Below are 19,008 nucleotides of genomic sequence, written 5' to 3' on the forward strand. Positions count from 1 at the left end.
ACAAATTGAAGTTGCCGCCGCTTTTCTTTGCGGCCGCATAAGATATGTCCTTAGCATCTAAACCGGCTTTGCATCACGTAATAAAGGAGACATTTCATGAAGATCACCTGGCTTGGCCATTCCGCCTTCCGCATCGAGACATCAAGGGCGAAGATCCTGCTCGATCCATTCCTCAGCTATAACGCCTCCTTTTCCGGCCAGGATATCAAGGCTGTTTCTGCCGGCATCACTCACATCCTGTTGACGCACGGCCATGGCGATCATGTCGGCGATACCGTGGCACTCGCCAAGGAAACCGGCGCCGTCGTTCTCGCCAATGCCGATCTTGCCGCCTGGCTCGGCTCCAAGGGCGTCGACAAGATCGAGATGGGCAATACCGGCGGCACGATCGCGCTCGGCAGCTTCTCGGCGACCTTCACCAATGCGCTGCACTCCTCCGCCCAGATCACCGAGGACGGTATCTCGCACGCGCTCGGCAACGCCAACGGCCTGATGCTGCATTTCGACGACGAAGCCTCGATCCTTGCCATGGGCGATACCGACATCTTCTCCGACATGGCGCTGATCAATGAATTGCACCAGCCCGATATCGGCTTCGTGCCGGTCGGCGACCGCTTTACCATGGGCGGCGCTGTGGCAGCCCTTGCCTGCCGGCGCTATTTCAACTTCAAGACCGCGATCCCCTGCCACTACGGCACCTTCCCGATCATCGACCAGACGGCGGAAAAATTCGCTGCCGGCATGGAAGGATCGAAGACCGAAGTGAAGGCGATCAGGCCTTCCGAGAGCCTGTCGATCTGACGAAACCCCGTTGCGTCAGGCGGACAGGGCCTTTATAGCGGGTAGGAAAAATCCTACCCGGAGAATGCCATGTCCGTCGATCTTGCCACCGTGAAGCGCGTCGCCCGCCTTGCCCGTATTGCCGTCTCCGAGGACGAAGCAAATCGCATGGTCGGCGAGCTGAACGGCATCCTCGGCTTCGTCGAGCAACTCTCCGAAGTGAATGTCGACGGCGTCGAGGCGATGACCTCGGTGACCCCAATGGCGATGAAGAAGCGGACTGACGTGGTGACCGACGGCAGCAAGGCAGCCGATATCGTCGCCAATGCGCCCGTCACCGACCACAATTTTTTCCTGGTGCCGAAAGTCGTCGAATAAGGCTTCGAAGCCTCTTTCCGACCCTGTTGCCATTTCCAGATCTGAAGCGAAAACACGATGAGCGAACTCACCAGCCTGACCATTGCCGAAGCCCGCCAGAAGCTGCGCGGCAAGGAAATCACCGCGATCGAACTGACTGATTCCTATATCTCGGCGATCGATGCGGCCAATGATCGGTTGAATGCCTATATCAAGGTCACGCCGGATCTCGCCCGCGTCATGGCGAAGAACTCCGACGAGCGCATCGCCGCCGGCAAGGCCGGTGACCTCGAAGGCATTCCGCTCGGCATCAAGGATCTCTTCGCCACCGTCGGTGTCCACACCCAGGCCTGCAGCCATATACTCGACGGTTTCGAGCCGCGTTATGAATCGACGGTCACGCAGAACCTCTGGGATGACGGCGCCGTCATGCTCGGCAAGCTCAACATGGACGAATTCGCCATGGGCTCGTCGAATGAAACATCCTATTACGGCCCAGTGATCAATCCCTGGCGCGCCGCAGGCTCCAATCAGCAGCTCGTGCCCGGCGGCTCCTCCGGCGGCTCGGCCGCCGCTGTCGCCGCGCATCTTTGCGCCGGCGCGACCGCAACCGATACCGGCGGCTCGATCCGCCAGCCGGCCGCTTTCACCGGCACCGTCGGCATCAAGCCGACCTATGGCCGCTGCTCGCGCTGGGGCACCGTCGCCTTTGCCTCCTCGCTCGACCAGGCAGGCCCGATCGCCCGCGACGTCCGCGATGCCGCCATCCTTTTGAAGTCGATGGCAAGCGTCGACGCCAAGGACACGACATCGGTCGATTTGCCGGTGCCGGATTACGAAGCGGCCCTCGGCCAGTCGCTGAAGGGCATGAAGATCGGTATTCCGAACGAATATCGTGTCGACGGCATGCCGGATGAGATCGAAACCCTCTGGCGCCAGGGCATCGCCTGGCTGAAGGATGCCGGCGCCGAGATCGTCGACATCTCGCTGCCGCACACCAAATACGCCCTTCCGGCCTATTACATCGTCGCTCCCGCCGAGGCATCCTCGAACCTCGCCCGTTACGACGGCGTGCGCTACGGCCTGCGCGTCGACGGCAAGGACATTGTCGACATGTATGAGAAGACACGTGCCGCGGGCTTCGGCAAGGAAGTCAAGCGCCGCATCATGATCGGCACCTATGTGCTGTCGGCCGGCTATTACGATGCCTATTACATCCGCGCCCAGAAGGTGCGCACGCTGATCAAGCGCGATTTCGAACTCGCCTTTGACGCCGGCGTCGATGCCATACTGACACCGGCAACGCCGTCGTCCGCCTTTGGCGTTGCCGATGAGAACCTCGCCGCCGATCCGGTGAAGATGTATCTGAACGACATCTTCACGGTGACCGTCAACATGGCGGGCCTGCCCGGCATCGCCGTGCCGGCCGGCCTCGACCACAAGGGCCTGCCGCTCGGCCTGCAGTTGATCGGCAAACCCTTCGATGAGGAAACCCTCTTCAAGACCGCCCACGTCATCGAACAGGCAGCCGGCCGGTTTACGCCGGCCAAGTGGTGGTAACGGATCTAACGATTCATAAGATAGCGGCTGCCGACCACGAAGCGGTCGGCGCCGTCGGCTTTGCCGCATGGTTGATTGATAGCCGGAACCAGGAGAAGGTTTTATGGCCAGCAATGATATTGCGCAATTGATCGAGGCATTCGATCGCCTCTCTGCCGGTGGTTTCACCAAGGGCGCGGATTGGCAGGCCGTCCACGACATCTGCCAGCGCCACGAAGGCGAACAGCCGTTCGACTGGGGGCACGCCCTTTGCCATCGCATCGAGGGCGATGCCTGGAACGCCGATTACTGGTATCGCCGCGCCGGTAAGGCGCGGGGCACGGGCACGATGGCCGACGAGTGGTCGGCGATGCGGACGGAACTTTCTGCAAAGGCCTGAGACGATCCCCCTGACCGCGCCCGTTCGAGACGCGATCAGGGGTGCCACGATTACCTGTTGTTCAGCTGCGACCTGACCAACCTCAGCCCTCTTTCGGTGATCCGGTAGGGCTGGCCACCTGAGGACTTGATTGCCCTCAGCCGCTTCAGCCGGCGGAAGAGATCGAGGTCGACGCCGGGATAGAGCCAGCCGTCGCGGGTGAAGCAACTGACCGTCCCGATTTTCCTGTCGTCGTCGCGGGTAATTTCAATGCGGCCGCCTTGGGCCATGAGATGCAGGATGCGCTGCTCCGTGCGAGAAATATCCATGTGTTGAGATCCGGTATCGCGCCCGGCAGGGCGCACAAAAACGATCTGGCGCTCATTCGAACGTCAGGGCTTCGTTTTTTTCGGGCCCATGCGCGCAAGCAAACTTGCGGGCAGGGCCTTTACCGGGTCTCAGGAAGGCTCAACATAAAACACCTCGAAAAGACCTATTATTCAGCCCGGAAAATTCGGTCAAGGGCGTGTTCTCAGGTCAAAACCAGTCGAAAACCGCGGTTTCGGTGGATCATCCCGTTGGAGCTACTGGTAAAATCCGCGACTCAATGGTCTAGTTCACGGGTAACGCGGAGGTGTCGTTGATCCACATTCGCAATGCCCGCGACGGTGAAGCGGAGTTATTGAGCGAGATCGGGCTGAGGGCCTGGCAAAAGGCGATGGCGTCGATCGGCGAATCGGACGCGATGATCGACGCAGCGCGCAACGCCTTTCGGAACTTCGTGGAAAACGACTGGCTGACCATCACCGTCGTCGAGCAGAACGGCCAGGTCGCAGGCTGGGCGGCGCGCGAGGGATTAGACGAAACCATCTCGGATTTCTGGATCGATCCCGTCTTCACCCGCCAGGGCCTTGGTTCGGCCCTTCTCGTCCGCATCGAAAAGGAGATCGCCGATCAGGGCCTCGAAAAGGCGGCGATGCAGACCCACTCCGGCAATAGCGAGGCGATCGGCTTCTTCCGGAAGCACGGCTACAGCATCCATTGGCTCTCGGTCGCCTACAATCCGAAGCTTGATCGCGACGTGCCCTCCGTTGGGCTGACGAAACAGCTCGTTTCGGATGGCCAAGGTGGGCAGGAATTCTGATGCTTCAAAAATCCTGAAGAAGGAAAACGCGCCATTTTGGCGCAAAGATCAGCACCGCGGCCAATGCGCTGTGCAACATCAGGATCGCCGCCAGGATCGACCGGAACGGCTCCTTTCTCGTTTTGTGCCGCAGGAATTGCTGTGCAGCCACCGCGCCGGGGCTGCCGCCAATCAGCGCAAGCGTCAGAAGCGTACGCTCGCTGATCCGCCACCTGCCATCGCGCGCCGCCTGCTTGTCGAGGAAATAGATCGAGAAGACGAGGAGGTTCAGCGCCAGAAACGGTGCGGCCCACTTGGTGATATCGATTATCGTCATGCGACAACTCTACCGTGCCTTGGTTAACACACGACAAATGTCGCCGCCCGCCGTCAAACCGTGATGCGCGCCATGGCGAAAGCCTTGCACCGGTACGCCATTTCCTTTACCTCACCAGTGGAAAAGAACAGCCTGCAAAGAGCATCAGATGACCCTTGTCGACGTCCGCACGCCTGATCCGAAACGCTTCATCCCCGGCGCCACCGGCGACTGGGAAGTCATCGTCGGTATGGAAGTCCATGCCCAGGTGCTGTCCAATTCGAAGCTCTTCTCCGGCGCCTCGACGGAATTCGGCAAGCCGCAGAATTCGAACGTCTCGATGGTCGACGCCGCCATGCCCGGCATGCTGCCCGTGATCAACGAAGAATGCGTCAAGCAGGCGGTTCGCACCGGCCTCGGCCTGAAAGCGCAGATCAACAAGCGCTCCCTCTTTGATCGCAAGAACTATTTTTATCCCGACCTGCCGCAGGGCTATCAGATCTCGCAGTTCAAGGATCCGATCGTCGGCGAAGGCAAGATCGTCATTTCGCTCGGGCCGGACCGCCAGGGTCAGTTCGAGGACATCGAGATCGGCATCGAGCGCCTGCATCTGGAACAGGATGCCGGCAAGTCGATGCATGACCAGCACGCGACCATGTCCTATGTCGATCTCAACCGTTCCGGCGTTGCCCTGATGGAGATCGTCTCCAAGCCCGACATGCGCTCGTCCGACGAGGCCAAGGCCTATATGACCAAGCTGCGCTCGATCGTGCGCTATCTCGGCACCTGCGACGGCAACATGGACGAGGGCTCCATGCGCGCCGACGTCAACGTCTCCGTCCGCCGGCCGGGCGAAGATTTTGGCACGCGCTGCGAGATCAAGAACGTCAACTCCATCCGCTTCATCGGCCAGGCGATCGAATATGAAGCCCGCCGCCAGATCGGAATTCTGGAGGAGGGCGGCAAGATCGATCAGGAGACCCGCCTTTTCGATCCGAACAAGGGCGAGACGCGCTCGATGCGCTCCAAGGAGGATGCGCACGACTATCGTTATTTCCCCGATCCGGATCTGCTGCCGCTCGAATTCGACGACGCCTTCATCAAGGCGCTCGAAGCCGATCTGCCGGAACTGCCTGACGACAAGAAGGAGCGCTTCGTGCGCGAGCTCGGCCTGTCGATCTACGACGCCTCGGTGCTCGTTTCCGAAAAGGCGATCGCCGATTATTACGAAGCAGTCGCCGCCGGCCGTGACGGCAAGATGGCCGCCAATTGGGTGATCAACGATCTGCTCGGCGCGCTGAACCGCACCGGCAAGGACATCGAGCAGACGCCGGTTTCGCCGGCCCAGCTCGGCGCCATCATCGACCTCATCAAGGCCGAAACCATCTCCGGCAAGATCGCCAAGGATCTGTTCGAGATCGTTCTGACCGAAGGCGGCGATCCCGCCGAGATCGTCGAAGTGCGCGGCATGAAGCAGGTGACGGATACCGGCGCCATCGAAAAGGCCGTGGACGAGATCATCGCCGCCAATCCCGATCAGGTCGAAAAGGTCAAGGCGAAGCCGACCATGGCGGCATGGTTCGTCGGTCAGGTGATGAAGGCGACCGGCGGCAAGGCCAATCCGCAGGCTGTCCAGGCCCTCGTCAAGGCGAAGCTCGGCATCGAGGAATAAGCGGTGTATTTCGTCCGCACGGCCGGCGAGCGCGACCTGGAGAAGGTGCACGCCCTGCTCGTGGAGAGCTTTCATGCCAGCTATGACGGCCTGTATGGCCGAGCCAGGGTAGATGAACTGGTCGCCCATCTCTTTTCGCCGGCGGCGCTGAAGGCGCGCCTGGTGCGAAAGGATGCCGAATTCCTCGTTGCCGATGACGGCCGCAATATCGGCGGCATGGGGTATGCGGCAATGTCGCAGCAATTGACGAAAACGGTCATGCTGCATCTCCTCTATGTCAGGCCGGCGCTACAGCGCCAGGGTATCGGCCGCGATATCTTCGCCGAACTCGAAACCTGCTTTCCGGATGCCGAGATCATACGTCTCGAAGTTGAACCGCAAAACGCTGCGGCGATCGCCTTCTATCTCTCGCACGGCTTCATCGAGGTCGGACGCAACGAAAATAGCGGGGCCGGGCAATCCGGCATTCCGGCATTGATCCTCGAAAAACCGCTCGAAGGACATTGAAGCCGTGGCCGTTGAGTTATCCGACATTCTCATTCGTCAGGCGCGCAAGGACGACCTGTCGGCGCTGGTGGCTATGTTTGCCGCCGATGCGCTCGGCGGTCACGGCGATACGACCGATCCCGAAGCCTTTCCCGATTATATCAGGGCCTTCGCCGCCATTGAGGCTTCGCCCGACCAGACGCTTTACGTCGCAGAGCGCGGCGGCGAGGTCGTCGGCACGTTCCAGACGATGGTGACGACGTCGCTCACCAGCCGCGGCTCCCCGGCGATGATTATCGAGGCGGTGCAGACGCGCGCCGATATGCGCGGGCAGGGGGTCGGTGCCACAATGATCGAATTCGCCATTGCAGAGGCAAAAGGCCGCGGTATCGGGCGGGTAGCGTTGACCTCGAATGCAGTACGCAAGGATGCCCATCGTTTCTATGAAAGGCTGGGCTTCAAGCCCTCGCATCTGGGCTTCAAGATGGCTTTGAAATGACCCGTGTCCGTCGTGGAATCGCTGGACAATTCGGCTTGGCGACGGCATAAGCGAGGAAACGAATTCTGGTTTGGCTCGCATCTGGCGGGCACAAGGAAAAGACATGTGGAATCTTCTGGTTCAGACCTTTACCTGGTGGAACAGTCAGACGATGGGCACGCGTTTTGCGACCTGGCGTTTTGGCAAGCGCGTCGGCGAGGATGAATTCGGCAACGTCTACTACGAAGGCGGCATGTCTTCCTACGGTCTGCCGAAGCGTTGGGTGATCTACAAGGGTTATGCCGAAGCCTCCGCCATTCCGCCGGGTTGGCATGGCTGGATGCATCATCGCACCGATGTTCCTCCGTCCAAGGAGAGCTACGTCGCCAAGGAATGGCAGAAGCCGCACCGTCCCAACCATACCGGTTCGTCGCAGGCCTATCGTCCGCCGGGTTCCATCGCCGTTCCGGGCGAGCGTCCACGCGTCACCGGCGATTACGACGCCTGGACGCCAGGCAACTGAGACGGCCCGACCGGGGCGATCCCAAGACCCGGCTTTTGGCCACAATTGACCTTTACCCGCAGGTTGGCAGCGCTTGACCGCGGCCGTGAACTGAAAATGTCTGGAGACGGGTACACATGAAGCTCTTCACGCGGAACATGGTGCTGCGTGCCGCCGGATCGCTGCTGGCGCTTTCGGCCCTGCTTCCGCCAGTTGCGGCAAATGCCGCACGCATCGAAAATCCGGTTGCCGTCTTCTCCGGCCTCGACAAGATCACCGGCCGCATCACGACCTTCGACGTCTATGTCAATGAGACGGTACAGTTCGGCGCGCTGCAAGTGACACCGAAGGCCTGTTATTCGCGCGACCAGGCAGAAGCCCAGAAGATCGACGGTTTCGTCGAGGTCGACGAGATCACCCTCGACCGCAAGATCCGCCGGATTTTCACCGGCTGGATGTTCGCCGCCAGCCCCGGCCTCAATGCCGTCGAGCACCCGATCTACGACGTCTGGCTGAAAGACTGCAAGGCAAACTCGGATGTCCCGGCGCCTGACGGCGCCAAGGCGAAGTAACTGCGTCTTCGCTGGTCTTCCGCACCCTCCACAACCCGACGCGTGGAACGAGGTGATCCACGACGGGCAAGGACGATATTGTCTGCCGAATTTTACTCTGAAAACGATCCTCAGAATTCCAGATGCGGCGATTCCACCGCCGCCGCAAGCATCACGGCATAATCGGCCTTCGGAACGTCGATCGCTCCGAACGTCTTCAGGTGCTCGGTGGTGAACTGCGTGTCGAGCAGTGTGAAGCCCTTTTCCCGCAGCCGGTCGACCAGATGAACGAGACAGATCTTCGAGGCATCCGTCCGGCGCGAAAACATGCTTTCGCCGAAGAAGGCCGAGCCGAGCGAGACGCCATAGAGGCCGCCGACCAGTTCATTGCCCTCCCAGGCTTCGACGGTATGGGCATGGCCCATGTCGAAGAGCGTCGCGTAAAGCGATCTGATCGTCTTGTTGATCCAGGTGCTCGGGCGCCCGGATGTCTCCTCCGCACAGGCGGCGATGACCTGATCGAAAGCGTGATCGAAACGGATCTTGAAGCGTTTCTTGCGCACTGCCTTGGCAAGGCTTTTCGACACATGGAAACGGTCGAACGGCAGCACGCCGCGGAGTTCCGGTTCGACCCAGAAAATCTCCGGATCGTCGGCGGATTCGGCCATCGGGAAGAGCCCGATGGAATAGGCGCGCAGGAGAATGTCAGGGGTTATGCCTGGTGACTTCCTGCGCGATCCTGCCATTCCTGTCCTATGCCGCCGGTGTGTTGGCGAGGTAGTCTTCCAGCCAGTGGATGTCGTAGTCGCCGTTGGCGATATCCTGGTTGGAGACGAGATCCTGGAATAGTGGCAGCGTCGTATTGATGCCGTCAACGACGAATTCGTCGAGCGCCCGGCGCAGGCGCATCATGCATTCGACGCGGGTACGGCCATGCACGATCAGCTTGCCGATGAGGCTGTCGTAATAGGGCGGGATCTTGTAGCCCTGATAGGCGCCGGAATCGATGCGTACGCCGAGGCCACCCGGCGCGTGGAAATGCGTGATCGTACCGGGTGAGGGCACGAAGGTGCGCGGGTGCTCGGCATTGATACGGCACTCGATGGCGTGACCGGAAAAATGCACTTCATCCTGCGTCACCGAGAGACCGCCGCCGGAAGCGACGCGGATCTGTTCGTGCACGAGGTCGATGCCGGTGATCGCTTCGGTGATCGGATGCTCCACCTGCAGACGGGTGTTCATTTCGATGAAATAGAACTCGCCGTTCTCGTAGAGAAATTCGATCGTGCCGGCGCCGCGATATTTCAGCTTCTTCATGGCATCGGCACAGATTTGGCCGATCTTCATGCGCTGCTCGACGTTGAGAGCCGGCGAATTCGCCTCTTCCCAGACCTTCTGATGGCGGCGCTGCAGCGAGCAGTCGCGCTCGCCGAGATGGATTGCATTGCCTTCGCCGTCGCCGAACACCTGGATTTCGATGTGCCGCGGCTTGCCGAGATATTTTTCCATGTAGACGGCATCATTGCCGAAGGCAGCTGCCGCTTCGCTGCGCGCCGTCGACCAGGCCTCGATCAGGTCGGCCTCGCTCTTGGCGACCTTCATGCCGCGTCCGCCGCCGCCGGCCGTGGCCTTGATCAGTACGGGATAGCCGATTTCGGCGGCCGTCTTCAGCGCATCCTCTTCGGTCTTCACTTCGCCGTCCGAGCCCGGAACGACGGGAATGCCGAGTTCCAGCGCCGTCGTCTTGGCGGTGATCTTGTCGCCCATGATGCGGATGTGGTCCGCCGTCGGCCCGATAAAGGTGATGCCGTGGGCGTCGAGGATATCGGCGAACTTGGCATTCTCCGACAGAAAGCCGTAGCCCGGATGCACGGCGTCGGCGCCGGTGATCTCGCAGGCGGCGACGATCTGGTGGATGTTGAGATAGCTCTCGCGCGACGAGGGCGGGCCGATGCACACACTTTCGTCGGCAAGGCGCACATGCATGGCATCGGCATCGGCGGTGGAATGAACCACGACGCAGGCGATGCCGAGCTCTTTGCAGGCCCGGAGCACGCGAAGGGCAATTTCCCCGCGATTGGCGATGAGGATTTTCGAAATCATGGGCATCGGCCTATTCGATGACGACGAGGGCTTGGCCGTACTCAACGGGATGTCCGTCATCGACGAGGATCTCGGTCACCTTGCCTGACTTCGGCGAAGGGATCTGGTTCATCGTCTTCATCGCTTCGATGATGATGAGCGTCTGGCCTTCCTTGACGATTGCGCCGACTTCGATGAACGGACGCGCGCCTGGAGCCGGCGCCATGTAGACGGTGCCCACCATCGGTGCATTGACGACATTGGCCGGGTTGCGGCTGGGAGCTGCGGCAGGCGCAGCAATTGCCGCCGCAGCGGCTGCTGCGGGCGCGGCATAACCAGGTGCTGCGATCGGCGCCTGGACATATTGCGGCGTGCCGGCGCGCGAAACGCGGATACGCAGATCGTCCTGCTCGACCTCGATCTCCGTCAGATCCGTTTCGTTGAGAATATTGGCGAGATCGCGGATCAGTGCCTGGTCGATACCCGATTTCTTTTCAGCCATGGTGTTGCCCTGTCTTCTTCTTATGCCGTGATGTTCTTCAGCGCGTGGAGCGCCAGGATGTAGCTGTGAGGCCCGAAGCCATAGATCACGCCTTTGCATGCCGGCGCGATCATCGACTTGTGGCGGAATTCTTCCCGTGCATGCACGTTGGATATGTGGAGCTCGACGACGGGAATGGAAATGGCGCGGATCGCATCATGCAGCGCGACCGACGTATGCGTATAGGCGCCTGCATTGATGGCAACGCCGACGGCATTTTCGTCGGCCTCATGGAACCAGTCGACGAGCGTTCCTTCGTGGTTGCTCTGACGGAAGTCGATATCGATGCCGAGTTCGCGGCCTGCGGCCTTGCAGTCCGCCTCGATGTCCTTGAGCGTCTTGCCGCCATAAATGCCGGGCTCTCGTTTACCCAGCATGTTCAGGTTGGGGCCGTTCAGGACAAAAATCGTTTGCGTCATCGAATGTTCCGTAAAATGTACGACGGCAACCTATAGACTCCGCGAGAGCTGAATGAAAGCCCTTACGGATTGGCCAGCGGCAATCGCGCCACATTTGTCCACATGGTTGAAACGCTTCGATTTTGGCGATTTGATGGGCTATCGTTTGGCGGTTGATTGCTCAGCAGGCGGTCTTGCCGCAGCTGCGCATATTCTTGACCTTGGCTTCGAGATCGTCGAGCCCGACGGCACCCGGCACCAGTTCGTTGCCGATCACATAGGAGGGCGTGCCGCTGATGCCGAGACTGGAGGCGAGCTGGTAGGTCGCCTGGACGATACCGTCATTCGGGCTCTTTGCCATCTCCGCGCGGATCTTGTCCTCGCTGACGCCGAGCGAAGCGGCGACCGCTATCGCTGTTTCGTCAGAGGCGCGGCCTTCGGTGCCGAGAAGGGCGACGTGGAAATCGGCATATTTCTCCGGTGCCAGCTTGCGGAAAGCGTCGGCCACCTTGTGGGCGGCAACCGAATCCGGCCCGAGGATCGGGAATTCCTTGAGGACGAAACGGACGTTCTTGTCCTTCTTAAGCATCGCCTGCATGTCGGGCAGCGCATGCCGGCAGTAGCTGCAATTATAATCGAAGAACTCGACGACCGTCACGTCGCCCTTGGGATTGCCGAGCGTAACGTCGTTCTTCGATTCGAAGATGTCGGTAGTGTTCTCTTCGATCGCCATATTGGCCTTCACCAACCGCTGGGCTTCCTGCTTCTTCTGCAGCGCATCCTGGACTTCGAGCATGATCTCAGGATTTTCGATCAGGTATTGCTTGATGAATTCACCGAACTCCTTCTTCTGCTGGTCGTCGAGCGCTGCCGCCGGAAGCGGAAGGGCGATCGATGCGGCAAGCACCAGAGCGGTGAAGGTCTTCGGGAAGAATGCCATGATATCCTCGTCATCGGCGGTATGGTCGTCTCTTTGTCGAGAAGACGCTCGCCGGGTTAATGGACTTGAATGCCTCGCGTCAAGGTACGGTGCGTTCGGTTCTGCTCAAACCAGAATTTTTCATCCCCGCGTGGCCCTCGCGGGATTGTGATCAGCCGATTAATGCGGCAATTGTCGGGCCGTCATTGCAGAAGCTGAGCGAGAAACGATCTTGTTTTCCATATCGAAACGCAGCGAAGTCGAGCCTTTTCATGCCATGGACGTTTTGGCGGAGGCAACGAAGCGGCGCGCGAGCGGCCATCCGGTGATCTCGATGGCGGTCGGTCAGCCCTCGCATCCGGCACCTCAAGCGGCCCTCGAAGCGGCGCGCGCAGCCCTTGCCGAAGGCCGGATCGGCTATACCGATGCGCTGGGGACGGCACGGCTGAAATCGGCGCTCGCCTGGCACTACAAGGATCGCCACGGCCTGGAGATCGATCCAAAGCGCATCGCCATCACCACCGGTTCCTCGGCCGGCTTCAATCTCGCCTTCCTGTCGCTCTTCGATGCCGGCGATGCGGTGGCGATCGCAAGACCCGGTTATCCCGCCTATCGCAATATCCTCGGTGCGCTCGGCCTGAAGGTTCTCGAAGTGCCCGTAACGGCCGAGACCCACTTCACCCTGACGCCGCAAAGCCTGGAAGCGGCGCAGAAGGAAAGCGGCATCACGCTGAAAGGCGTGCTGCTCGCCAGTCCCGCCAATCCGACCGGCACGGTGACCGGCCGCGAGGGGCTGAAGGCGCTTTCGGATTACTGCGCGGCCCATTCCATCGCCTTCATCTCCGATGAAATCTACCACGGGCTGACCTTCGCAGGCGAGGAGGCGAGCGCGCTGGAACTGACTGACGAGGCGATCGTCATCAATTCCTTCTCCAAATATTATTGCATGACCGGCTGGCGAATCGGCTGGATGGTGCTTCCCGACCGCCTGGTTCGGCCGATCGAGCGGGTGGCGCAGAGCCTCTACATCTCCCCGCCCGAGCTCTCCCAGATCGCCGCCACGGCTGCTCTTGGCGCTGGCGCCGAACTCGATCGTTACAAGGCAAGCTATGCCGCTAACCGCGACCTGCTGATGCGGCGTCTACCGCAGATCGGCCTTTCGATCGCCTCGCCGATGGACGGGGCCTTCTACGCCTATCTCGACGTCACCCGCTTCAGCAATGACAGCATGGGCTTTGCCAAACGCATGCTCGCGGAAATCGACGTCGCCGCAACGCCCGGTCTCGATTTCGATCCGCTGGAGGGAAATCGAACGCTGCGCCTGTCCTATGCGGGCTCGCAGGCAGAGATCGCCGAGGCGGTGGAGCGAATCGCAGCCTGGTTGAAGTAGCGCTCACGACCGGGCAAGCGGCAATGCACTCTCCTGTCGTCAGCTGCGCGACGAAAACAGCGAAGCGAACGTCGAAGACGGTTTGTTGTTCAGCCTTGGCACCACCACGAGCTGCTTGATGTCGCCGCGCTTATAGGCAGCGAGGAAGCGGCGGTAGTCCTTGAAGGAGACGCAGCCGTTGGAATCGCCGTTCTTGCCGAGCATATAGGTATGGGCGAGAAGGCCGACACGGTCATAGATGGCGTCCGAACCCTGGACCGGCGTCAGCCGCAGCGCCTCGACCCCATGGAAAAGGCTCTCGCGCATGGTGAGGACATAGGTGTGCGGCGGTGTTGGCCCGCGCATCTTCTTGTTCACATAACGCGGATTGTCGCGCATCTTGCCGAGCCCGGAATGGGCCTCGAGCCGTTCGCCGTTCGGCAGATAGACGGTGCTGTTTTCGATGTCGTAGATCGCCACGCCAGCGCGCAGCTTCGGCGAGAACACCGGCTTGTCGTAGCGCGGCACTGCGTCGTCCTCGTCATCCTCGATCGGCGAGTTCGGCTGGGCATAGGCAAGTGCAGGCTCGCCAGCGCGCTGCGAACCCTTGGAAGCCAGTGCCGGTTTGCCGATGAGGCCATCAGGACGTGCCATCGGCAGCGGCACGGAACCTTCGTCCGGCGCCAGCACGAGATCGAAGGGTGGCGCGTCGTCCGCGGCGGCAACGACCACCGGTGCAGGTTCCGAGGCGGGAATTGAGGCCGTTTTGACGGGAGATGCGGTCGGCTCGACCGGAGCCGGCGCGATTTGCCCGGATCCTGCATCGGCAAGCGCAAGCAGGGCTGTCAGTTCGGCTGCAGCGACCGCCTCCTTCGACGGAACGATGATCCGATTGCCGTCGTCTTCATCAGTCTCTGCCGAGGCGAGCTCGACCGGCGGCGGCGCGATGACATCGTCCTTGCGGAATTTGGCGCTGTCGGAAATCGCGGCCACGACCGGTTGCTCCGCGGCCATGGTGAGCCGATTGTTTTTTGTAAGAGCCGCCAGCGCCGTTGCTGCGGCGGCGGTCTTTTCGGCATGGGATTGAATGAGGCTCGCCGTCAGCAGGACCTTCGGCTTCGCATCGAAGGCGGTTAGCCGGTCGGCCTTGCCGACATGAATCAGCCTCTCATGGCGCGGTGTAGGCGCCACCTTCGGCGCAGCCGCCACCTGTGCCGGGCGATCCGGCGGAGAATAGGGAGCGGCGATCGAATGCATCGTCGCGAAGGTCGCGATCAGCCATGTCGAGGTCAGAAATCCGGCGCCGACAACACTGTAAAGGAAACCGCGAGATCTGCGCCAACGGAAAGCAGATCCGCCAAGAGGGGTGACGTCATCGAACGTCCCGACCACACACGCCATACTACACTCGTCTTTCAAACTCGCTACGCAGGCCGGCGGCACTGACTGACTACACTTCGCCGGGGGCCGGTACAGGCGCAAATGGGCCGAATTTAGACCACCCACGACGTCCGACTGTCTCGCAAGGATGACGAATTATGGTTTCTAATTTGTTTACGCGGCGTTGCAGTTTCTCACGACGTCTCAAAAAGAGATGCGTTGGGCGTCTCAGGCGCGCTCCATCACATAACTTCCCGGCGCTTCCTCGATGGCGTTCAAGGCGTCGCCGCCGGGTTTGCGGGCCGGCACACGCCTGCCGTCATGCGTCTCGATCCAGGCCTGCCAATGTGGCCACCATGATCCCGGGGTCTCGGTCGCCTGCTCGAGCCAAGTCTCGTAGTCCCCCTTGGCCGGGCCGCCCGTCCAGAATTGATACTTCTTCCTGTCGGGCGGGTTGACGACGCCGGCGATATGTCCCGAGCCGGTCACGACGAATTCCACCTTGCCGCCGAAGAACCGGCTGCCGAGGAAGACGGACTTGGCAGGTGCGATGTGATCCTCGCGGGTGGCGAGATTATAGATCGGGATCTTCACATCCTTCAGCGACACGGACTTGCCGTCGAGGATCATCTCGTTCCGCGTCAGCGCATTCTTGAGATAGCAATTGCGCAGGTAGAAGGCATGGTTTGCCGCCGCCATGCGGGTCGAGTCGGCGTTCCAGAACAACAGGTCGAAGGGCAGGGGATCCTGGCCCTTGAGGTAGTTGTTGACGAAATAAGGCCAGATCAGCTCGGAGGCGCGCAGCATGTTGAAGGCCATCGACATCTTCGTGCCGTCGAGATAGCCGGTCGCCTGCATATGCTCTTCGAGCGCTTCAAGCTGCTCCTCGTCGACGAAGACCTTGAGGTCGCCGGCATGGGTGAAATCGACCTGGGTGGTGAACAGCGTCGCTGTCTTGATGCGCTTGTTCTTCTCCTTGGCATGCAGCGCCAGCGTTGCGGCCAGCAGCGTGCCGCCGACGCAGTAGCCGACGGCGTTGACGTCCTTTTCGCCGGTCGCCTTCTCGATTGTAACAAGCGCGAAATCGATTCCCTCTCGGGCATAGGCCGCCCAGTCCTTGTCGGCGTGGCGCGCATCCGGGTTGACCCAGGAAATGACGAAGACCGTCTGACCCTGGTCGACGCACCATTTGATGAAGGATTTTTGCGGGTTGAGGTCGAGAATATAGAATTTGTTGATCCAGGGCGGGCAGATCAAAAGCGGCCGCTTCAGCACCGTTTCGGTCGAAGCCTCGTACTGGATGATCTGGCAGATGTCGTTCTGGGCGATCACTTTGCCTGGCGTCAGCGCCATGTCGCGGCCGACGGCGAATTTCGTCATGTCGGTCTGGCGAAGGCGAAGATCACCATGTCCGGCAGCGATATCCTCGGCCAGCATCTTCATCCCGCGCACCAGATTGGCGCCGCTGGTTGCGATCGTCTCGCGGTAGAGCTGCGGATTGGTGGCGATGAAGTTGGTCGGCGAAAGCGCTGCCGTGATCTGCTTCACGTAGAAGCCGGCCTTGTGCTTGGTATGCTCGTCGAGGCCATCGGTCTCCGACACCAGCTTTTCCACCCAGTCGGTGGTGACGAAATAGACTTGGCGGAGAAAATCGAAGAACGGATTCTTCTGCCAGTCCTCGTCCGAGAAGCGCTTGTCCTTGCGGGTGTCCGGTTCCGGCTCCGTGGGTTCGCCTTGCATGCCGCGCGTGCCTTGCATGCGCTGCATTGAGCGCATCCAGATGCCGAAGAACGAGGACATCAGCTGCGTCTGCGCCTCGAAGGTGCGGCGCGGATCGGAAATCCAGTATTCGGTCACCTTGGAAAGCGTCTTGACCATGTCGGTCATCGGATCGACGGCGGTTTCGGTGATCTCACCGCGTTCGCGCGGCGCGAGCCAGGCAGACGCTGCTTGTCCGAGATTTTCGAGCGCTCGGGCGAAATTCATCGCCATGGCCTCGGGATCCTTCAACAGATAGGGATCGAGATCGGTCGCGTCGAAGCCGGCCTTTTCGCCATTTTTTTGGCCGCCATTCTCCTGCTTGCTGTCGGTCACCATTTCCTCCGGCGGCAGCACCACTCTTTTTATCCATTCGTTGTACATCGTGATCGAACGAGAAAACAAGTTCCACCCGCATCGGCTCATGCTATTGCTTTGTGGCTGCGACAAATTTAACAGTCGACGCAGTCAGAACTGGATTTTTGAGGCATGACAAAGAACGGCATTCGGCGCATCGCAATCCTCAACCGCACCGCACTGATCTGCGCCGCGGCGGCGATGGCGCTTGCCGGATGCAATCTGACGGCGGAACAAAAGGCCGCAGCTGCCGCTAAGCGGGCGGCGCCGACCGCCGTCGTCATGCCGGCCACCAAGGGCGAGGCGGCTGAGGGCGGCCTGGCAAAATACCCGGACGGCTATCCGAGTTTCGGTGCGCCGCTGACCGCCGCCAATGTCCAGATGAGTGACGAGCAGGCGGCTGAACTGCAGCATCAGCTGACGGCACTTGCCGCTCGGCGTAAGGCCGGCACGATCTCGGAAGCCGAATATCAGGCCAAGGTCGCCGAAATGCGGCGTCTCGCCGCCGAGCACGGCACCGATACACTCTCCGAAATCTCCAAATAGACCTTGCCTTTCAGGCAATTTGGACGCAAAGCCATTCCGAATGCATCGGAAGATACAATTTTTCCGATAAAGCGCGTTACGCGGCCTTTCCGTCAAAGATTCGCCGCGTCACTTGGGTCTGATGAACACGGCGTTGCGATTCTGAAGTTCGTGTCGCAGCCGCCGGAAGACGGAACGAACTTCGACTGCGGCCCGAAATGCCGCCTTTCCATGGGGAATGAGATGGAAGAGTTTCACAAAGTCCGGCGTTTGCCGCCTTACGTTTTCGAACAGGTCAACCGTTTGAAAGCAAGCGCGCGAGCGGGCGGCGCCGATATCATCGATCTCGGCATGGGAAACCCAGACCTCCCCACTCCTCAGTCGATCGTCGACAAGCTGTGCGAGGTCGTGCAGGATCCGCGCACGCACCGCTATTCCTCTTCCAAGGGCATTCCGGGCCTGCGCCGCGCCCAGGCCGCCTATTATGCCCGTCGTTTTGGCGTCAAGCTCAACCCGGATACCCAGGTGGTCGCCACCTTGGGCTCCAAGGAAGGGTTCGCCAATATGGCGCAGGCGATTACGGCGCCGGGCGACGTGATCCTCTGCCCGAACCCCACCTATCCGATCCACGCCTTCGGCTTCCTGATGGCGGGCGGCGTGATCCGTTCCATGTCGGTGGAGCCGGATGCGAGCTTCTTCGAACCGCTGGAACGTGCCGTCCGGCATTCGATCCCGAAGCCCTTGGCGCTGATCCTCAACTACCCCTCGAATCCGACGGCCTTTGTCGCGACGCTCGATTTCTACAAGGACGTCATCGCCTTCGCGAAAAAGCACGACATCATCGTGCTTTCCGACCTTGCCTATTCGGAAATCTACTTCGACGGCTCCCCGCCGCCGTCGGTTCTCGAAGTGCCGGGCGCAATGGACGTGACGGTCGAGTTCACCTCGATGTCGAAGACCTTCTCCATGCCCGGCTGGCGCATGGGCTTTGCCGTCGGCAACGAGCGGCTGATCGCGGCGCTCACCCGCGTCAAGTCCTATCTCGACTACGGCGCCTTCACGCCGATCCAGGTGGCGGCGACGCATGCGTTGAACGGCGATGGTTCCGACATTGCGGAAGTCCGCAACGTCTATAAACGCCGCCGCGACGTCATGGTCGAAAGTTTCGGCAAGGCCGGGTTCGAGGTGCCGCCGCCGGCCGCGACGATGTTCGCCTGGGCGAAGATCCCGGAAAAGTTCCGTCATCTCGGTTCGCTGGAGTTCTCCAAGCTGCTGGTCGAGAAGGCCGACGTCGCCGTTGCCCCGGGCATCGGCTTCGGCGAAATGGGCGACGACTACGTCCGTCTGGCGCTTGTCGAGAACGAACACCGCATCCGTCAGGCTGCGCGCAACATCAAGAAGTTCATGTCGACGGCAGACGAGACGATGCACAACGTCATCTCGCTGAACGCCCACCGCTAATCCAACCGTTGGGCAGCTGCGTTCGGCGGCTGCCG

At 60.7% G+C, this 19,008-nt stretch carries 22 protein-coding genes; 13 read left to right on the forward strand and 9 right to left on the reverse strand.

All coding sequences use genetic code 11. The annotated features are described in order from the left end of the window. The first annotated feature begins 96 nt into the window (after positions 1–96). The 4 genes from N2600_RS09250 to N2600_RS09265 all read left to right on the forward strand — a co-directional run bounded on the left by N2600_RS09250 (position 97) and on the right by N2600_RS09265 (position 3,076). On the forward strand, positions 97–801 hold the full coding sequence (locus tag N2600_RS09250; protein WP_260298652.1) for a metal-dependent hydrolase: 705 nt from the start codon (positions 97–99) through the stop codon (positions 799–801). A 69-nt stretch (positions 802–870) separates the two neighbouring features. Beyond that, positions 871–1,158: an Asp-tRNA(Asn)/Glu-tRNA(Gln) amidotransferase subunit GatC gene (gene gatC / locus N2600_RS09255; RefSeq protein ID WP_170280575.1), complete on the forward strand. Its 288-nt coding sequence runs from the start codon at positions 871–873 to the stop codon at positions 1,156–1,158. Between the two features lie 57 nt (positions 1,159–1,215). Further along, entirely contained in the window at positions 1,216–2,697 is a 1,482-nt protein-coding gene (gene gatA / locus N2600_RS09260; RefSeq protein ID WP_170258517.1) for an Asp-tRNA(Asn)/Glu-tRNA(Gln) amidotransferase subunit GatA, read from the forward strand. A 103-nt stretch (positions 2,698–2,800) separates the two neighbouring features. Then, positions 2,801–3,076 (forward strand): hypothetical protein, encoded by a 276-nt coding sequence (locus N2600_RS09265; protein ID WP_260110747.1) that lies wholly within the window; start codon positions 2,801–2,803, stop codon positions 3,074–3,076. 50 nt (positions 3,077–3,126) lie between these two features. Here the strand turns inward: N2600_RS09265 and N2600_RS09270 are convergent, their stop codons facing one another. After that, complete coding sequence (locus tag N2600_RS09270; RefSeq protein WP_017964084.1) at positions 3,127–3,384, reverse strand: YjhX family toxin; 258 nt, start codon at positions 3,382–3,384, stop codon at positions 3,127–3,129. Positions 3,385–3,695: 311 nt separating this feature from the next. Between N2600_RS09270 and N2600_RS09275 the strand changes: the two genes are divergently transcribed. After that, on the forward strand, positions 3,696–4,199 hold the full coding sequence (locus N2600_RS09275; protein WP_260110748.1) for a GNAT family N-acetyltransferase: 504 nt from the start codon (positions 3,696–3,698) through the stop codon (positions 4,197–4,199). A 4-nt stretch (positions 4,200–4,203) separates the two neighbouring features. Here N2600_RS09275 and N2600_RS09280 read toward each other — a convergent pair whose 3' ends face one another. Then, entirely contained in the window at positions 4,204–4,515 is a 312-nt protein-coding gene (locus tag N2600_RS09280; RefSeq protein ID WP_260298653.1) for a DUF1294 domain-containing protein, read from the reverse strand. A gap of 148 nt (positions 4,516–4,663) precedes the next feature. Here N2600_RS09280 and gatB point away from each other — a divergent pair, with 148 nt between their 5' ends. From gatB to N2600_RS09305, 5 genes are all read left to right on the forward strand, one after another. Beyond that, a complete protein-coding gene (gatB, locus tag N2600_RS09285; RefSeq protein ID WP_260110749.1) occupies positions 4,664–6,166 on the forward strand; it encodes an Asp-tRNA(Asn)/Glu-tRNA(Gln) amidotransferase subunit GatB in 1,503 nt (500 codons plus the stop codon). A 3-nt stretch (positions 6,167–6,169) separates the two neighbouring features. Continuing rightward, positions 6,170–6,673 (forward strand): GNAT family N-acetyltransferase, encoded by a 504-nt coding sequence (locus tag N2600_RS09290; protein ID WP_260110750.1) that lies wholly within the window; start codon positions 6,170–6,172, stop codon positions 6,671–6,673. 4 nt (positions 6,674–6,677) lie between these two features. Then, complete coding sequence (locus tag N2600_RS09295) at positions 6,678–7,151, forward strand: GNAT family N-acetyltransferase (protein ID WP_260110751.1); 474 nt, start codon at positions 6,678–6,680, stop codon at positions 7,149–7,151. A gap of 103 nt (positions 7,152–7,254) precedes the next feature. Then, positions 7,255–7,653 carry an NADH:ubiquinone oxidoreductase subunit NDUFA12 gene (locus N2600_RS09300; protein ID WP_222383852.1) on the forward strand — a complete coding sequence of 133 codons (399 nt, stop codon included), beginning with the start codon at positions 7,255–7,257 and terminating at the stop codon, positions 7,651–7,653. 116 nt (positions 7,654–7,769) lie between these two features. Beyond that, positions 7,770–8,204 (forward strand): DUF2155 domain-containing protein, encoded by a 435-nt coding sequence (locus N2600_RS09305; RefSeq protein WP_260110752.1) that lies wholly within the window; start codon positions 7,770–7,772, stop codon positions 8,202–8,204. A 110-nt stretch (positions 8,205–8,314) separates the two neighbouring features. On the opposite strand, the gene aat is transcribed toward N2600_RS09305, so the two are convergent. From aat to N2600_RS09330, 5 genes are all read right to left on the reverse strand, one after another. Beyond that, complete coding sequence (gene aat / locus N2600_RS09310; RefSeq protein ID WP_260298654.1) at positions 8,315–8,929, reverse strand: leucyl/phenylalanyl-tRNA--protein transferase; 615 nt, start codon at positions 8,927–8,929, stop codon at positions 8,315–8,317. Positions 8,930–8,936: 7 nt separating this feature from the next. Further along, entirely contained in the window at positions 8,937–10,292 is a 1,356-nt protein-coding gene (accC, locus tag N2600_RS09315; protein ID WP_017964094.1) for an acetyl-CoA carboxylase biotin carboxylase subunit, read from the reverse strand. 4 nt (positions 10,293–10,296) lie between these two features. Next, entirely contained in the window at positions 10,297–10,767 is a 471-nt protein-coding gene (gene accB, locus N2600_RS09320) for an acetyl-CoA carboxylase biotin carboxyl carrier protein (protein ID WP_260110753.1), read from the reverse strand. 20 nt (positions 10,768–10,787) lie between these two features. After that, positions 10,788–11,225 carry a type II 3-dehydroquinate dehydratase gene (gene aroQ, locus N2600_RS09325; RefSeq protein WP_162118696.1) on the reverse strand — a complete coding sequence of 146 codons (438 nt, stop codon included), beginning with the start codon at positions 11,223–11,225 and terminating at the stop codon, positions 10,788–10,790. 160 nt (positions 11,226–11,385) lie between these two features. Next, positions 11,386–12,144, reverse strand: a complete 759-nt coding sequence (locus N2600_RS09330) for a DsbA family protein (protein ID WP_260110754.1) — start codon at positions 12,142–12,144, stop codon at positions 11,386–11,388. 211 nt (positions 12,145–12,355) lie between these two features. Here N2600_RS09330 and N2600_RS09335 point away from each other — a divergent pair, with 211 nt between their 5' ends. Further along, a complete protein-coding gene (locus N2600_RS09335; RefSeq protein WP_260110755.1) occupies positions 12,356–13,513 on the forward strand; it encodes a pyridoxal phosphate-dependent aminotransferase in 1,158 nt (385 codons plus the stop codon). A gap of 39 nt (positions 13,514–13,552) precedes the next feature. Here the strand turns inward: N2600_RS09335 and N2600_RS09340 are convergent, their stop codons facing one another. Both N2600_RS09340 and phaC read right to left on the reverse strand, forming a co-directional pair. After that, positions 13,553–14,893, reverse strand: coding sequence for a tlde1 domain-containing protein (locus N2600_RS09340; RefSeq protein WP_260110756.1), 1,341 nt, complete (start codon positions 14,891–14,893; stop codon positions 13,553–13,555). Between the two features lie 207 nt (positions 14,894–15,100). After that, positions 15,101–16,969, reverse strand: a complete 1,869-nt coding sequence (phaC, locus tag N2600_RS09345; protein WP_260111118.1) for a class I poly(R)-hydroxyalkanoic acid synthase — start codon at positions 16,967–16,969, stop codon at positions 15,101–15,103. A 150-nt stretch (positions 16,970–17,119) separates the two neighbouring features. On the opposite strand from phaC, the gene N2600_RS09350 reads away from it, so the two are divergent. Both N2600_RS09350 and N2600_RS09355 read left to right on the forward strand, forming a co-directional pair. Next, positions 17,120–17,533 carry a hypothetical protein gene (locus N2600_RS09350; RefSeq protein WP_162118692.1) on the forward strand — a complete coding sequence of 138 codons (414 nt, stop codon included), beginning with the start codon at positions 17,120–17,122 and terminating at the stop codon, positions 17,531–17,533. A 222-nt stretch (positions 17,534–17,755) separates the two neighbouring features. Further along, entirely contained in the window at positions 17,756–18,973 is a 1,218-nt protein-coding gene (locus N2600_RS09355; RefSeq protein ID WP_162118691.1) for an LL-diaminopimelate aminotransferase, read from the forward strand. The last annotated feature ends 35 nt before the right edge of the window (positions 18,974–19,008 follow it).

The organism is Rhizobium sp. WSM1274, assembly GCF_025200775.1.
GTDB lineage: Bacteria > Pseudomonadota > Alphaproteobacteria > Rhizobiales > Rhizobiaceae > Rhizobium > Rhizobium leguminosarum_I.

Excerpts from the sequence above, each read along its gene's own strand:
- N2600_RS09350 (WP_162118692.1), top strand. The coding sequence starts at position 17,120 with ATGACAAAGAACGGCATTCGGCGCATCGCAATCCTCAACCGCACCGCA.
- N2600_RS09300 (WP_222383852.1), top strand. The coding sequence starts at position 7,255 with ATGTGGAATCTTCTGGTTCAGACCTTTACCTGGTGGAACAGTCAGACG.
- N2600_RS09355 (WP_162118691.1), top strand. The coding sequence starts at position 17,756 with ATGGAAGAGTTTCACAAAGTCCGGCGTTTGCCGCCTTACGTTTTCGAA.
- aroQ (WP_162118696.1), bottom strand. The coding sequence starts at position 11,225 with ATGACGCAAACGATTTTTGTCCTGAACGGCCCCAACCTGAACATGCTG.
- N2600_RS09340 (WP_260110756.1), bottom strand. The coding sequence starts at position 14,893 with ATGGCGTGTGTGGTCGGGACGTTCGATGACGTCACCCCTCTTGGCGGA.
- phaC (WP_260111118.1), bottom strand. The coding sequence starts at position 16,969 with ATGGTGACCGACAGCAAGCAGGAGAATGGCGGCCAAAAAAATGGCGAA.
- N2600_RS09270 (WP_017964084.1), bottom strand. The coding sequence starts at position 3,384 with ATGGATATTTCTCGCACGGAGCAGCGCATCCTGCATCTCATGGCCCAA.
- gatB (WP_260110749.1), top strand. The coding sequence starts at position 4,664 with ATGACCCTTGTCGACGTCCGCACGCCTGATCCGAAACGCTTCATCCCC.
- N2600_RS09265 (WP_260110747.1), top strand. The coding sequence starts at position 2,801 with ATGGCCAGCAATGATATTGCGCAATTGATCGAGGCATTCGATCGCCTC.
- gatA (WP_170258517.1), top strand. The coding sequence starts at position 1,216 with ATGAGCGAACTCACCAGCCTGACCATTGCCGAAGCCCGCCAGAAGCTG.
- N2600_RS09280 (WP_260298653.1), bottom strand. The coding sequence starts at position 4,515 with ATGACGATAATCGATATCACCAAGTGGGCCGCACCGTTTCTGGCGCTG.
- gatC (WP_170280575.1), top strand. The coding sequence starts at position 871 with ATGTCCGTCGATCTTGCCACCGTGAAGCGCGTCGCCCGCCTTGCCCGT.
- accB (WP_260110753.1), bottom strand. The coding sequence starts at position 10,767 with ATGGCTGAAAAGAAATCGGGTATCGACCAGGCACTGATCCGCGATCTC.
- N2600_RS09330 (WP_260110754.1), bottom strand. The coding sequence starts at position 12,144 with ATGGCATTCTTCCCGAAGACCTTCACCGCTCTGGTGCTTGCCGCATCG.
- accC (WP_017964094.1), bottom strand. The coding sequence starts at position 10,292 with ATGCCCATGATTTCGAAAATCCTCATCGCCAATCGCGGGGAAATTGCC.
- N2600_RS09250 (WP_260298652.1), top strand. The coding sequence starts at position 97 with ATGAAGATCACCTGGCTTGGCCATTCCGCCTTCCGCATCGAGACATCA.
- N2600_RS09305 (WP_260110752.1), top strand. The coding sequence starts at position 7,770 with ATGAAGCTCTTCACGCGGAACATGGTGCTGCGTGCCGCCGGATCGCTG.
- aat (WP_260298654.1), bottom strand. The coding sequence starts at position 8,929 with ATGGCAGGATCGCGCAGGAAGTCACCAGGCATAACCCCTGACATTCTC.